Below are 13,822 nucleotides of genomic sequence, written 5' to 3' on the forward strand. Positions count from 1 at the left end.
CACGGCGCTCCGATGATGAATTGAATGGCAACGCGTCTTCATTCACGTTTTTCGCGAGCAAGCTCGCTCCTGCAAAATGACAGGCCAGATTTCATTGGCGCCAATGACGAAGATCCTGCTGTCGTCGTCCTGCTCGACCTGATAGCCGCCGGTAAATGCACCGAAGGCAGGTAACAGGCTGACCTCGACACCGAGTCTGAAGCACGCGAGCCGCAGGCTTTGCCGACCTCGACCATTGAGCCGATAAACCGGGTGTACATGGCCGGCCAACACATGGCGGTCCGGGTGCGGGATCGGTTCATGCTGCAGCGAGAAAGGCCCGAGCAACATGGGCTCGGGTATCACACGAATGTTCAGCGAGGCGGGTGGATCGCCTGCGCGTTTATCGTGGTTGCCACGTATCAGGGTCATGGGTAAGTCAGCCTGTCGTGCTCGCCATTGGGCCAATGCTTCAAGCGTGGCTGTTGCATGGGAACCTGGCCCGTGGAGAAAGTCGCCGAGGAAAATCAGCTGCCGGCAGGGCAGGGCCTCCAGTATTGCATCCAGCACCGCAATGTTTTGCGATGTGGTGCCTCGAGGCACCGGTTGGCCGAGCCTTCGGTACGCAGCCGCTTTGCCAAAATGCACGTCGGCAATCAATAGCGTCTGCCGTTCCGGCCAGTAAATCGCCCTTTCCGGCAACAACCAGAGTTCTTCACCTGCGAGTTGAACCGGATAGGGCGTGCTCATCGGACTTCCCCCGATTCGGCGGTTTTTTCCAGATCGCTGACCATGCGCCTGATCCGGTCGGCGAGTTTTTCCGAACTCATGCTTTCGCGCATGCGCTCCACCAGCAATGGGAACCCCAGGGGCGTAGGACGTTTGATCGAGTGCAGGTCGAGCCGCAATCGATTGATATGCTCCAGCGTCCTCTCCAGACGCCTGATATCCAGTTCCTCACGCAAGACTTCTTCCCCGGCTTGAGCCAGTAATAGATTCTGCGCGTCGTATTGTTTGAACACTTCAAAGAACAAGCCGCTCGAAGCCTGAACCTGGCGAGTGCTTTTGGGGGCACCCGGGTACCCTGCGAACACCAGTCCGGCAATTCTCGCGATTTCCCGAAAGCGGCGTAACGCCAACTCACCTGCATTGAGGCTGGCGAGCACGTCATCGAGCAAATGTGCAGGGCTAAACAAATCACGATTCAGCTGTGCGGGCCAATTCACATAAGTCGCGCTCAGCAACTCCAGCCCGTAATCATTGACGGCGATGGAAAATGTCACCGATTGCCGCTGGCTGACTCGCCACGCCAACAGGCTCGCCAACCCCAAATGCACCTGACGGCCAGCGAAGGGATAAAGGAAAAGATGCCAGCCTTCGCGAGATTTCAGCGTTTCGGCCAGCAGACTGTGTTCGGTTGGCAATCCGGACCAACGTTGTTGCACGGCTATTAGCGGTCGCAATGCCTGCATTTCCGGGCCCGTAAATGTGCCTTGTGCCGCAGCGCTGAACCGCGCAACCACGGCATTGGCCAGCTCGTTGGAAAGAGGCATGCGCCCACCATTCCAGCGGGGCACAGCGGCTTTTTTCAGTGTGCTGCGCTTGACGTATGCAGTCATGTTTTCCACCCGGACCAGCTCCAGCAAACGACCTGCGAACAGAAAGCCGTCGCCGGGCTTGAGGCGTGCGATAAAGCCTTCTTCGACACTGCCCAGTTGCTTGCCACCGCCACCCTTGCTCCAGAATTTCAATTGAATGCTTGCATCACTGACGATGGTGCCGATGCTCATGCGATGACGGCGGGCCAGTCGCGCATCAGGTACACGCCAAACGCCCTGTTCGTCGGGTTCGACACGGCGGTAATCCGGATAGGCCGTCAGAGAAAGCCCGCCGTGGCGTACGAAAGCCAATGCCCACGTCCAGTCCGCCGGACTGAGGTCGCGATAGGCCCAGGCTCCACGTACTTCTTCGTACAGCTCATCGGGATCAAATCCCCCTCCCAATGCCATGCTGACCAAATGTTGAACCAATACATCCAGAGGTTTATCGGGAGACTCTCGCGGTTCGATGCGACGTTGCGCCACCGCATCCTGAGCGGCAGCGGCTTCGATCAGTTCAAGATTATGGGTCGGTACCAGTGTGACTCGCGACACGCGCCCTGGCGCATGACCGGAACGGCCGGCACGCTGCATCAGGCGCGCCACGCCTTTTGCCGAACCAATTTGCAGCACCCGCTCCACCGGCAGGAAATCCACACCCAGATCCAGGCTGGACGTGCAGACGACCACTTTGAGGCGCCCCTCCTTGAGTGCCCGCTCAACCCAGTTACGGGTTTCACGGGACAACGAACTGTGATGCAGCGCAATCAACCCTGCCCATTCCGGTCTGGCATCGAGCAAGGCCTGGTACCAGATTTCCGATTGGGCGCGTGTATTGGTGAATACGAGGCTGCTGGCGCTGCAGTCCAATTGCGCCGCGACCTGCGGCAACATCTTCAGCCCGATGTGTCCGGCCCACGGGAACCGCTCGCTCGTGGGAGGCAGCAACGTGTCGATCAGCAGTTTTTTACCGGTCTGACCCTGAATGCTGATGCCTCGTCCCTGTGGGATCAAGACCTGTTCGGCATGAACCTGATTGCCCAGCGTTGCGGAAACACCCCAGACGATCAGCTCGGGGTGCCAGCGGCGTAAACGCGCCAGAGCCAGTTGCAATTGCACGCCGCGCTTGTTGCCGAGCAATTCGTGCCATTCGTCGACCACCACCATGCGCAAGGTTGAGAGTGCTGATTGCGCATCGGCTCGGGCAAGCATCAGGGTGAGGCTTTCCGGCGTGGTAATCAGCGTGGTAGGCAGGCGCCGAGTCTGGCGTGCCCGTTCGCTATTGCTGGTATCACCCGTGCGCAGGCCGACGCTCCACGGAATCTGCAAGTCGAGCAGCGGCGCTTCCAGGGCTCGGGCGGTGTCAGCGGCGAGGGCGCGCATCGGGGTGATCCACAGCACGGTCAAGGGGGCGCTGGCAGGATTGCGCTTGCGTGTCGTTTCAGCAGGCGGGAGGGGGCGGGCAAATCGATTGAGCGCGCCAAACCAGATCGCATAGGTCTTGCCGGCTCCGGTGCTGGCGTGCAGCAATCCGCAGTGGCCTTTTTCGACGGCTGTCCAAACCTGTTTCTGAAAAGCGAACGGAATCCAGCCGCGAGTGGTGAACCAGCGTTTTGCAAAGTCGGCGGGCGTTCCCATTCGGACGACAGGCTCTGATAGGCTCCTTTCAATGACCACAGTGCAATGCCGAAGGTTTAATCAAACGCGAGTCACGAACGTCCGACTCCAACCCGGTGTATTTCATATTCGGAAAAAACTGTGTCAGTTATTGACACCTATGGACGGACGAGCCGTGTTTTTATCGCACCCTTGCACGGCCGAGGCCTCATTGAAGGGGCTTTTGGGCAGCATTTATTCCATAAACTTGAAAGGAAAATTCGGATGGCTTTGAATCGAGCAGGAAGCTTGAGTGCGGATATAAAGACAACTGGCGGGGTTCTGGAGTTTCGAGTGACAGACGGGCTCGAATACTTTGAGCGGTCGGGCCTGCACTGCATTATTGCCAGCAATGGTCAGGGAAAAGAGTTTTACGTTTATTTGCCGTTGGCTATTGCGAGCGGCCGTTACAGTTTGGGGCTCAGTGAGCGGTCACCGATGATCTTCCACGTGACGGGTAATTCCGAATCGGATGTTCATCGAGGCTCGCTTGAACTGACGGTCGGGGGCGATGCACAGTTTGCCGGAAGCTTCAGCGGGATGGATGCAGATGGGCTGGAGGTGGAAAACGGCACCTTCAGGCTGGAATACCACGCCCTCGCCTGATCCGAGTCGAACGGGGTAGCCGGACTGGCGGGCTACCCTCCGATCCGTCTGTGGTTATTTCAGGTTGCCACTGAGGAACTGCTTCAACCGCTCACTCTTCGGATTGCCCAGCACGTCTTCCGGCGCGCCCTCTTCCTCCACCAGCCCCTGATGCAGAAACAGCACCTGGCTCGATACTTTACGGGCGAAGCTCATTTCGTGGGTCACCATGATCATGGTTCGGCCTTCTTCGGCCAGCCCCTGAATCACCTTCAGCACTTCACCCACCAGCTCCGGATCCAGCGCTGAGGTCGGTTCGTCAAACAGCATGACCTCCGGCTCCATGGCCAATGCGCGGGCGATGGCGACCCGCTGCTGCTGACCGCCGGACAGGAATGCCGGGTATTGGTCAGCCACGCGGGAGGCCAGGCCTACCTTGTCGAGGTACCGCCGGGCGCGATCCTCCGCTTCTTTCTTGTCGCAGCCCAGCACCCGGCGCGGGGCCATGGTGATGTTTTCCAGCACCGTCATGTGGCTCCACAGGTTGAAATGCTGAAACACCATGGCCAGCCGGGTGCGGATCCGTTGCAGTTCATCGGCGTCAGCCACATGCATGCCGTGGCGATCCTTGATCATGCGCACGTTCTGTCCGTCGAGGCTCATGGCGCCCTCGTTGGGTTGTTCCAGAAAGTTGATGCAGCGCAAAAAGGTGCTTTTGCCCGAACCGCTGGCGCCGATCAGGCTGATGACGTCGCCGGTCTTGGCCTTGAGCGAAACACCTTTGAGGACTTCATGATCGCCGTAGCTTTTATGCAGGCCTTCGATGGTCAATTTGTACATGGGGCATGCATCCTCAAGGCGAAAGTAGGTAGCCGCTGCGATAGGCTTCAGCGCCTGCGACATGGGCGATCACCATGCCGGCGGTGGCCATGCGGCGCAGCGAGCGGGCGTACATCAGCCCGGTGGCGGAGCAATGAACGGGAGTGACCCGATCATTGATCGGGTCAATGATTTCGGCGATCAATTGCCCTGCTTTCAGGTATTCACCCGGCAGCGCAGTGAACACCAGCAGTCCACCCACGGGGGTGGCCACCGGCTCGACACCGGCCAGCGGCGTTGCCGGATAAGGCAGTCCGGGCAAGGGCGCGGGCTCACCGGCAATGGCGCCAAAATGGACCAGGTAGTCGATCAATGCCTGGCAATCGAGGCTGGCCAGCGGATGATTGACGTCACCCTGGCCGCGCAGTTCGACGGTCACCGAAAAGCTGCCCGCCGGGATCTCGAACTGCTCGCCGAAGCGCTCTTGTAACTGCCACCAGAGCAGGGTGAAACATTCGTCGAACGACTGGCCCCCGGAATCGGTGGCCAACAAGCTGGCTTCAGCCCCGATGTAGCGGGCCAGCGGCTCGACCTGCGGCCAGGCTTGCGGCGTGGTGTACAGGTGCGCCACCGCTTCGAAATCGCAATGCAGGTCCAGCACCATATCGGCATCGCAGGCCAGTCGTTGGAGGGTCAGACGCTGGGATTGAAGTTGGGTTTCGGCGGTCTGCCGGGTCAGCGCATCGCGCAGGCTGCTGCGGATCAGTTGCAGGTTGTGCTGTGGATCGTCGCTGAGTTTGCCCTCGATCTCGTTGCCGACTTCTTCACTGAGGTCGACAAACCAGCGGTTGAAGTTCTGACCGCTTTCCAACTCGTAGCGGCCGAGCGGCACATCCATCAGCACCTGTTCCAGCCCGACCGGATTGGCGATGGGTACCAGCACGATTTCACTGCGCAGGCGGCCGGCGGCTTCCAGCTCTGCCAGGCGTTGCTTGAGGTGCCAGGCGACCAGCATGCCGGGCATCTCGTCGGCGTGAAGGGATGCCTGGATGTAGATCTTGCGGTTGCTCGGTTGCGGGCCGAAGTGGAAGCTGTGGATCTGTCGTGCGGTCCCCGGTAGCGGGGCCAGCAGGTCATGAATCTGGTGGCGCATTTGTAGATTGTCCTAGTGGGTCGGCCCGAGGAAGGCCAGCCAGCGGCGTTCGGCGAGACGAAACAGGCCGACCAGCGCGAAGGTGATGGTCAGGTAGATCAGCGCAGCGATACCGAACGACTGGAAGGTCAGGAATGTCGCTGAGTTGGCGTCCCGAGCCACTTTGAGCACGTCGGGGATCGTCGCGGTGAAGGCCACGGTGGTCGAGTGCAGCATCAGGATCACTTCGTTACTGTAGTACGGCAGCGAGCGACGCAGGGCTGAGGGCATGATCACGTAGGCATACAGCTTCCAGCCAGTCAGACCATACGCCTTGGCAGCTTCGACTTCACCATGGTTCATGCTGCGAATGGCCCCGGCGAAAATCTCCGTGGTGTAGGCGCAGGTGTTGAGGGCGAAGGCCAGTATCGTGCAATTCATCGCATCGCGAAAAAACGCATCGAGTACCGGCTGTGCGCGAATCGCCGCCAGGCTGTAGATCCCGGTGTAGCAGATCAACAGCTGGATATACAAAGGCGTACCACGGAACAGGTAGGTGTAGAACTGCACAGGCCAGCGGATGTAGCGGTGCGGCGACACTCGCGCGATGGACAGCGGGATCGACACCAGAAAGCCAATGAAAATCGATGCGCTCAGGAGCCACATCGTCATGGCCAGACCGGTGATGTTGTTACCGTCGCTATATAGGAAGGGGCGCCAGTATTCCTGAAGAAGCTCGATCATCGTACGGCCTCCCGGGTTCCGGCGGAGTAGCGACGTTCAAGCCAGCGCAGGATGAAGTTCGAGGCGCTGGTGATCAATAGATAGATCAGTGCGGCAAGCACCAGGAAATAAAACAGCTGGTAGGTGCTTTTGCCCGCGTCCTGTGCAGCTTTGACCAGATCGGCCAGACCGATGATCGATACCAGCGCAGTGGCCTTGAGCATCACCATCCAGTTGTTGCCGATGCCCGGCAGGGCGAAACGCATCATCTGCGGGAAGACCACGATCCAGAATCGCTGGCCGCGCTTGAGGCCGTAGGCTGTGGCGGCTTCGACCTGGCCCCGCGGGACGGCAAGGATTGCGCCGCGAAACGTTTCGGTGAAGTAGGCGCCGTAGATAAAGCCCAGGGTGATGACCCCGGCGCTGAACGGGTTGATCTCGATGTATTCCCATTCCATGTAGTCGGTGAACGAGGTCAGCCAGGTTTGCAGGCTGTAGAAGATCAGCAGCATCAGGACCAGGTCCGGTACGCCGCGAATCAGCGTGGTGTAGCACTGGGCAGGCAGGCGCAGCAATTTGACTTTCGACAGTTTGGCACTGGCGCCCAACAGGCCGAGCAATACGGCCACCAGCAGCGACATCGCCGACAATTTGATGGTCATCCAGGTGCCTTCCAACAGCAATGGACCGAAGCCCTGGAGGCTGAAGGCGGAGAGCCCCAGATTTTGTAAGAGGTTTTCGAACATAAATCAGCAACCTGATCGGATGAAAAAAGCGCCCATCGCGAGATGGGCGCCGGGCATTACTTGCCGCTGTACAGATTCAGATCGCCAAAGTGTTTCTTCTGAATGGTGGCGTAGGTGCCATCATCGTGTAACGCTTTGATACCTTTATCCAAAAGTGCTTTCAGCTCGGTGTTACCTTTCTTAATACCAACGGCAGTTTTGGCAGGCAGCAGTTCGCTGTCGACGGGCTGGGTGATTTCGTAGTCAGCGCCTTTAGGCGACTTCAAAAAGCCCAGTTCGGCTTGCAGCATGTCCTGGATCCCGGCGTCGAGACGGCCGGACGTCAGGTCGGAATACACCTGGTCCTGGTTCTGATAGGCCTGGGTTTTCACCCCAGCCTTGTCGAGAACGGCTTTGGCGTAGGCTTCCTGGATGGTGCCTTGTTCATAGCCGACCGTCTTGCCCTTCAGCGACGCGACGTCGGCGGTGATGCCCGAACCTTTCTTGGCCACGTAGGCGGTTGGGCCGGAGAACAGCTCGCTGGAGAAGTCGATGACTTTTTCGCGGGCCGGGGTCACGGTCATCGACGAGATCACACCGTCGAATTTGTTGGCTTTGAGGCCCGGAATCATGCCGTCAAAATCGCTTTCAACCCATTTGCACTTGACCTTCAACTCGGCGCAGATTGCGTTCCCCAGATCGACGTCGAAGCCGACCAGGTTGCCGTCGGCCGCTTTCGACTCGAACGGTGCGTACGAAGGGTCAACGCCGAAACGCAATTCCTTGTATTCCTTCGCCAGGGCGGAGCCCGCAGCCACGCACAACGCCAGTGCAGAAAGGGTCAGCATTGCTTTTTTCATTATTCAATCCCTAAAACCAATATGAGCGCTTGTGGCGCAGAATTATTGTTACTGGAAAGCGTAAGACGTTAGAAAGTAGCAATTTCCGAACCAGAGTGGCGAACAAGCGTTTTAAAAGGTGCTCGACGAACGGCCGGAGCACGATTTATGCACGAAAACGGGCGCAGGGAAATGGGCGCACCAGATCGGCCCGAAAAGAATCAGGTCAGAAGTTGGCCGGGGGCCTTAGCCAAGCAGATCCTGCAGCGTCGCCAGGCTGTCAGCCTCATCGACCGACTTGTCCTTGCGCCAGCGCAACATGCGTGGAAATCGCACTGCGATGCCGCTCTTGTGGCGTCTGGACAAGGCGATGCCTTCGAAGCCCAGTTCGAACACCAGGCTCGGCTGAACGCTGCTCACCGGTCCGAACTTTTCCACGGTGGTCTTGCGTACGATGTTGTCGACCTGGCGGATTTCTTCGTCGGTCAGACCCGAGTAGGCCTTGGCAAACGGTACCAGTGAGCGTTCGTTGGCGTCTGGGGGGCCATCCCAGACGGCGAAGGTGTAATCGCTGTAGAGGCTGGCGCGCCGCCCATGCCCGCGCTGCGCATAAATGAGCACGGCATCGACGCTGAACGGGTCGACTTTCCATTTCCACCAGACGCCCATGTCTTTGGTCCGGCCGACGCCATACAGGGCATCACGGGATTTGAGCATCAATCCTTCGACTCCGAGCTGGCGTGAAGCTTCCCGCTGGCGAGCGAGGTCAAGCCAACTGTCACCGCTGACTAATGGTGAAAGGCGCAACAACGGATGCGCGCAGGCGTGTACCACTTGCTCCAGTTGCGAGCGACGTCGGGACTGAGGCTGGTTGCGCCAGTCTTCGCCTTGCCATTCGAGCAAGTCGTAGGCAAGGACCACCACCGGCACCGCCTCGAGGATTTTGCGGTCCAGCGTCTTGCGACCGATGCGTTGTTGCAGCAAGGCGAACGGAAGGACCGACGGGGTTTGCTGATCGAGCGTCTCTTCGGTGCCGGGCGGTGCGGTTTTCCAGGCAACGATTTCGCCATCGATGACGGTGCCGTCGGGCAGCTCCTGAAGCAGGCTGTCGAGCTCGGGAAAACGGTCGGTGACCAGCTCTTCACCCCGCGACCAGATCCACAGACGTCCGTCGCGCTTGATCACCTGGGCACGGATGCCGTCCCATTTCCATTCCGCCTGCCAGTGATGAACGGGGCCAAGCAGTGCTTCGAATTGCTCAACCGAAGGCGACAGGGCGTGGGCAAGAAAGAAAGGGTAGGGCTGGCCGCCGCGCTGGGCGTGTTCATCGGACGATTCGGCGGCGATCAGTTTCTGGTAGCTGGTGGCATCGGGGCGGTGGGTCTGGTCGGTATATCCCACCATCCGCTGGGCCACGCGTTTGCTGTCCAGATGGGCCATGGATGCCAGCGCACGGGTCACCAGCAACTTGGAAACGCCGACGCGGAAGCTGCCGGTGATCAACTTGATGCACAGCATCAGACTTTGGCGGTCCAGTTGCGCCCACAACGCGGGTAGCTGATGCGCGAGCACTTGCGGGGTTTCACCGCGCAGCGGCAGCAGTTTTTGCTCGACCCATGTGGCCAGTCCCTCGGTCGAGCTGTGGGGGGATTCGGGCAATACCAGGGAAATGGTTTCCGCCAGATCGCCCACGGCCTGATAACTCTCTTCGAACAGCCACGATGACAGGCCGGAATACGCGACGGCAAGTTCGCGCAGAACGCGCACCGGCACCAACTGCCGAGGGCGTCCGCCGGACAGAAAGTACACTGCCCACGCGGCATCTTGCGGTGTCGCTTGAGCAAAATAATTCTGCATGGCCGCCAGCTTGGCGTTGTTCGACGTCGAGGCGTCAAGCTCGCCATAGAGCTCGGCGAAGGCTTTCATGGCAGTGCCTCGGCACGTTCGGGGGCGGCCGCTATTGCATCCTCTTCGTCGTCGCCATATTCAGTGCTGAAGGCCATGGCATCCAGTCCTTGCTCGCACAGATGACGCACCAGCACCCCGACCGAACCGTGGGTCACCATGATCCGCTCGGCCCCGGTCTGTTCGATGGCCCACAGCAGGCCGGGCCAGTCGGCATGGTCAGACAGCACGAAGCCACGGTCGACGCCACGCCGCCGTCGAGTGCCGCGCAACCGCATCCAGCCACTGGCGAACCCGTCACTGTAGTCGCCAAAGCGCCGCATCCAGCTACTGCCCCCGGCGGACGGTGGCGCAAGCACCAGGGACTTGCGCATGATCGGGTCGCTTTTTTTCAGTTCCGTGGCATTTATTGTCGGCGGCAGATGAACGCCTGCTTCCCGGTAGACCCGGTTCAACGGCTCCACTGCGCCGTGCACCAGGATGGGACCGAGGTTGGCGTCGATGCCATGGAGAATGCGTTGGGCCTTGCCGAAGGAATAGCAGAACAACACGCTGGTTTTGTCGGCGGCGGCATTGGCTTGCCACCACTGATTGATCTCGGCAAATACCTGTGCCTGGGGTTGCCAGCGGTAGATCGGCAGGCCGAAGGTCGATTCGGTGATGAAAGTGTTGCAGCGTACCGGTTCGAACGGTTCGCACGTGCCGTCCGGTTCAATTTTGTAGTCCCCCGAGGCGACCCAGACTTCCCCGCCATATTCCAGACGCACCTGCGCCGAACCGAGCACATGCCCGGCTGGGTGAAAGCTCAGGTGCACACCGTGATGCAGCAGACGCTCGCCATACCGCAGGGTTTGCAGATTGATGTCCTGGCCAAGCCGTGCACGCAGTATGCCTGCACCGGGCGCTGCGGCCAGATAGTGCTGATTGCCGCTGCGGGCATGATCGCCGTGGGCGTGGGTGATTACCGAGCGTTCGACGGGTCGCCACGGGTCGATATAAAAATCCCCGGCGGGGCAATACAAGCCTTCGGGACGCGAGATAACAAGGTCCATGATGTGGCCACGATGGAGGGGAGTTGTTAGCTATGAGGATGGCGCGAGGGGAGAAGTTCTATCTGTTTTTCGGGATCCTGTAGGAGTGATCCTGCTCGCGATGGCGTCATACCAGCCAAGTTCGTTGGTGTCTGGCATGCCGCAATCGCAAGCAGGCTCGCTCCTGCAGGGTATTGCGGTTACTTTCCGGGTGTCAGGGTCAACCGTGCCTTGCCATAGGCAGTATCGAAGTTCTGCGGCTGCATCGGCAGGCTCATGTACTGACCCTTGAGCCATGGCTCGATACTGTTGAGATAGTTCGGGCTGGCCGGGTTGCCGGATTGGCCGGTGCCGTTCTGGGCCATCAACGGTTCGGTCTGGCCGAAGTCGACGATAAAGCGCATGGCCGGCGCCAGTGTGGTGTTGAAGTCCTGGCCCCAGGCGAACGCGGCGGTGTTGAGCGTGGTGTGGTCGCCGCCGGCGGGAAGAGGGCCGCGCACGGTCTGGCCGCTGGCATTCTTCCAGTCATAGCGATGCAGTTTGCCCCATTGCCAGGCCTTGTGGTCAGCGCCCAACTGGCTGTCGCCCGCGCTGATCGCTGCCGCAAGGCTGCGCGCGAGAATCGCCGGTTTGTCTTCTTTCTGCGCGGTGCGCACGTCATCCCAGAACGGACTGTCTTCACGGCCCAACAGGTGATCCGCTTGCGCGGCGTAGGACAACTTGCCATCAGCGACAAAGGCTTTCCACGCCGGGCTGTTTTGCGGGCCCAGTTCATCGAGGAAAATCTGCCGTGTGCTTTCCTGCAGGAACAGTTCGTAAATCGCCGCGTCGGTGGACGCCGGTGCGAGTTTTCCGTCGAACGCCATCAAGCGGCTGTAGGCCTCGTGCGCCTTGGCGCGATCGGTCACCGGCAACGCATCAATGGCTTGCTTGAGAGGCTGGGACATGCCCGGCGCTTCAAACATTTTCTTCAGTTTGGCGGCGAACGTGGTGGTCTGGTCGTACTGCATGGCGATCATGCTGCGGCTGTCGTGTTTACCGGCACCGGCCAGTTCAGCCAAGCGCTCGCCACGTTCCGGAGCCGACCACGAGTTGGACAGTTGCATACCGTAACCGTGGGGGATGACCCGCTGGTTGGCAGTCCCGAGCCAGCCTTGAGCCGGGTCCTGGTCGTAGGGATGCAGCATCGGGTCGGCGTATCCGTCCCAGTCGTAGCGACCTTCCCAACCCGGTGAGGGCAACAGACCTTCGCCTAAGCGGCGGTTCGGATAGCGCCCGGTGACTTGCCAGCCGATGTTGCTGGCATCGGCAAACACCAGATTCAAGGCGATAGCGCGGATTTCGCGGCTGGCGTCCGAGGCTTTTTCGATGTTCTGGGCGCGGGTCAGGTCGAAGAACGCGTCCAGGGTCTTGTCGTCGGTGAAGCTCGGCGTCTGCAAGGCCAGGCCGAAACCATTGGCCAGCGTGGTGCCTTGGGCGCTGTTGAGCAGCGGACCATGGCGGGTTTCGTACACCGCTTCGCGAATCGGCCGCTGGCCTTTGACGAAATAGGTTTCGTTGCGCACGACCACTGGCTGCCACTTGCCGGCGTTTTCGTAGGTCAGGCCGTTGCCCTGGCGTTTGATCTTCTCCAGGAACAGGTCCTGGTTATCGCCCATGACGGACGTCATGCTCCACGCCACTTTGCCGTTGAAGCCCGCCAGCACCATCGGCAACCCGGCGACGGTCACACCAGAGGCCTGATACTTCGGCGCACGGATCTGCACATAGCTGAACAATGACGGAACGCCCAGTGGGCCGTGGCTGTCGCTGGCCAGCAGACTTTTACCGCTGCGGCTGCGTTGCGGGGCAATGGCCCAGTTGTTCGACGAAGTTGCGCCCAGCAGGTTCAGGTCAGACAGTTGTGCGCTGGCTTTACTGATTTGCTCCAGTCCCGGGACTTGCCCGTTGAGCTTGATGCCTTGCAGCTTTTCACTTTCGGCCGCCGGCAGTTTTTCGTCGGGCGCGGACGGTGACAGCCACGCGAGCTTGTCGGTGGTGACCGTTTGAGCCAGCACCAACGAGGCAACTTCTTCCGGCAGGTTGGCCGACTGGCTGAAATTCAGCAGGCAGAAAATCAATGCTGAGTCTTCCGGTTGCCAGTATTCAGGCTTGTAACCAGTGGCCGCGAGGTCTGCCGGTAACTTGTCGCGGTAACGGAACAGGTAAGCGTTGACGCCTCGGGCATAGACTTCAAAGAAGCGTTTGAGCCGCGGCGAAGATGCCTTGTACAGCTCGCCGGCGCTTTTCTTCAGGTTGACGGCGCGCATGTAGCGGTCGGCATCCAGCAGTTCCGCGCCGTGCATTTCGGACAAGCGGCCCTGTGCCAGCAGGCGCAGGGTGGCCATTTGCGTGATGCGATCGCTGGCGTGCACGTAGCCCAGAGCGAAGAGCGCATCGTGGAAGCTGTTGCTTTCAATCAGCGGCATACCCATGGCATTGCGCCGTACCGAAACGTTCTGCGCCAGCCCCTTGAGTGGCTGCACGCCGGAGGTGGGCGGGAGGGTGTCCTGGGCGTTGAACGTCTGACAACCGGTCAGGCTCAAGACACCGGCCACTGCTGCGGCAACGCCGAACCGGGGTAGAAAATGAGTAAGGGCTGGCGAGGCCATGGCAAAGCTCCTGCGGGGGTGGTGGCGCAATAAAGCCGCTACGTTAGTGAGCAGGCGATGGCCGCGCAAGCGGGGTAAGAGGTTATTTCAAGATTTGTCAAAGATCGCGGCCTCGGCAGCATCTGCGCGGTCTCGGCGTATTCCCTGTAGGAGCTGCCGAAGGCTGCGATCTTTTGATC

At 59.9% G+C, this 13,822-nt stretch carries 11 protein-coding genes; 1 reads left to right on the forward strand and 10 read right to left on the reverse strand.

All coding sequences use genetic code 11. The features are described from left to right. Positions 1 to 42: 42 nt before the first annotated feature. Both pdeM and AD668_RS05525 read right to left on the reverse strand, forming a co-directional pair. Positions 43 to 729, reverse strand: coding sequence for a ligase-associated DNA damage response endonuclease PdeM (gene pdeM / locus AD668_RS05520; protein ID WP_053155495.1), 687 nt, complete (start codon positions 727 to 729; stop codon positions 43 to 45). Beyond that, on the reverse strand, positions 726 to 3,215 hold the full coding sequence (locus AD668_RS05525) for a ligase-associated DNA damage response DEXH box helicase (RefSeq protein ID WP_053155497.1): 2,490 nt from the start codon (positions 3,213 to 3,215) through the stop codon (positions 726 to 728). Before AD668_RS05525 ends, pdeM begins: the two co-directional genes overlap by 4 nt. Before the next feature lie 243 nt (positions 3,216 to 3,458). Here AD668_RS05525 and AD668_RS05530 point away from each other — a divergent pair, with 243 nt between their 5' ends. After that, positions 3,459 to 3,839, forward strand: a complete 381-nt coding sequence (locus AD668_RS05530; protein WP_156322303.1) for a hypothetical protein — start codon at positions 3,459 to 3,461, stop codon at positions 3,837 to 3,839. 54 nt (positions 3,840 to 3,893) lie between these two features. On the opposite strand, the gene AD668_RS05535 is transcribed toward AD668_RS05530, so the two are convergent. The 8 genes from AD668_RS05535 to AD668_RS05570 all read right to left on the reverse strand — a co-directional run bounded on the left by AD668_RS05535 (position 3,894) and on the right by AD668_RS05570 (position 13,643). After that, complete coding sequence (locus tag AD668_RS05535; RefSeq protein ID WP_053155501.1) at positions 3,894 to 4,658, reverse strand: ABC transporter ATP-binding protein; 765 nt, start codon at positions 4,656 to 4,658, stop codon at positions 3,894 to 3,896. A 13-nt stretch (positions 4,659 to 4,671) separates the two neighbouring features. Beyond that, positions 4,672 to 5,790 carry a succinylglutamate desuccinylase/aspartoacylase family protein gene (locus AD668_RS05540; RefSeq protein WP_053155503.1) on the reverse strand — a complete coding sequence of 373 codons (1,119 nt, stop codon included), beginning with the start codon at positions 5,788 to 5,790 and terminating at the stop codon, positions 4,672 to 4,674. Between the two features lie 12 nt (positions 5,791 to 5,802). Next, a complete protein-coding gene (locus AD668_RS05545; RefSeq protein WP_053155505.1) occupies positions 5,803 to 6,513 on the reverse strand; it encodes an ABC transporter permease in 711 nt (236 codons plus the stop codon). Next, on the reverse strand, positions 6,510 to 7,238 hold the full coding sequence (locus AD668_RS05550) for an ABC transporter permease (protein ID WP_053155507.1): 729 nt from the start codon (positions 7,236 to 7,238) through the stop codon (positions 6,510 to 6,512). The genes AD668_RS05545 and AD668_RS05550 overlap by 4 nt, the downstream gene beginning before the upstream one ends. Positions 7,239 to 7,294: 56 nt before the next feature. Then, positions 7,295 to 8,077, reverse strand: a complete 783-nt coding sequence (locus tag AD668_RS05555; protein WP_053155509.1) for a transporter substrate-binding domain-containing protein — start codon at positions 8,075 to 8,077, stop codon at positions 7,295 to 7,297. Positions 8,078 to 8,302: 225 nt separating this feature from the next. After that, on the reverse strand, positions 8,303 to 9,982 hold the full coding sequence (locus AD668_RS05560; RefSeq protein ID WP_053155510.1) for an ATP-dependent DNA ligase: 1,680 nt from the start codon (positions 9,980 to 9,982) through the stop codon (positions 8,303 to 8,305). Then, positions 9,979 to 11,013 (reverse strand): ligase-associated DNA damage response exonuclease, encoded by a 1,035-nt coding sequence (locus tag AD668_RS05565; RefSeq protein WP_053155512.1) that lies wholly within the window; start codon positions 11,011 to 11,013, stop codon positions 9,979 to 9,981. The genes AD668_RS05560 and AD668_RS05565 overlap by 4 nt, the downstream gene beginning before the upstream one ends. A 179-nt stretch (positions 11,014 to 11,192) precedes the next feature. Beyond that, positions 11,193 to 13,643: a penicillin acylase family protein gene (locus AD668_RS05570; RefSeq protein ID WP_053155514.1), complete on the reverse strand. Its 2,451-nt coding sequence runs from the start codon at positions 13,641 to 13,643 to the stop codon at positions 11,193 to 11,195. Between the last annotated feature and the right edge of the window lie 179 nt (positions 13,644 to 13,822).

Origin of the sequence: Pseudomonas sp. P1.8 (assembly GCF_001269805.1) — a bacterium.
In the GTDB taxonomy this organism is placed as follows: Bacteria; Pseudomonadota; Gammaproteobacteria; order Pseudomonadales; family Pseudomonadaceae; genus Aquipseudomonas.

Excerpts from the sequence above, each read along its gene's own strand:
- pdeM (WP_053155495.1), bottom strand. The coding sequence starts at position 729 with ATGAGCACGCCCTATCCGGTTCAACTCGCAGGTGAAGAACTCTGGTTG.
- AD668_RS05525 (WP_053155497.1), bottom strand. The coding sequence starts at position 3,215 with ATGGGAACGCCCGCCGACTTTGCAAAACGCTGGTTCACCACTCGCGGC.
- AD668_RS05530 (WP_156322303.1), top strand. The coding sequence starts at position 3,459 with ATGGCTTTGAATCGAGCAGGAAGCTTGAGTGCGGATATAAAGACAACT.
- AD668_RS05535 (WP_053155501.1), bottom strand. The coding sequence starts at position 4,658 with ATGTACAAATTGACCATCGAAGGCCTGCATAAAAGCTACGGCGATCAT.
- AD668_RS05540 (WP_053155503.1), bottom strand. The coding sequence starts at position 5,790 with ATGCGCCACCAGATTCATGACCTGCTGGCCCCGCTACCGGGGACCGCA.
- AD668_RS05545 (WP_053155505.1), bottom strand. The coding sequence starts at position 6,513 with ATGATCGAGCTTCTTCAGGAATACTGGCGCCCCTTCCTATATAGCGAC.
- AD668_RS05550 (WP_053155507.1), bottom strand. The coding sequence starts at position 7,238 with ATGTTCGAAAACCTCTTACAAAATCTGGGGCTCTCCGCCTTCAGCCTC.
- AD668_RS05555 (WP_053155509.1), bottom strand. The coding sequence starts at position 8,077 with ATGAAAAAAGCAATGCTGACCCTTTCTGCACTGGCGTTGTGCGTGGCT.
- AD668_RS05560 (WP_053155510.1), bottom strand. The coding sequence starts at position 9,982 with ATGAAAGCCTTCGCCGAGCTCTATGGCGAGCTTGACGCCTCGACGTCG.
- AD668_RS05565 (WP_053155512.1), bottom strand. The coding sequence starts at position 11,013 with ATGGACCTTGTTATCTCGCGTCCCGAAGGCTTGTATTGCCCCGCCGGG.
- AD668_RS05570 (WP_053155514.1), bottom strand. The coding sequence starts at position 13,643 with ATGGCCTCGCCAGCCCTTACTCATTTTCTACCCCGGTTCGGCGTTGCC.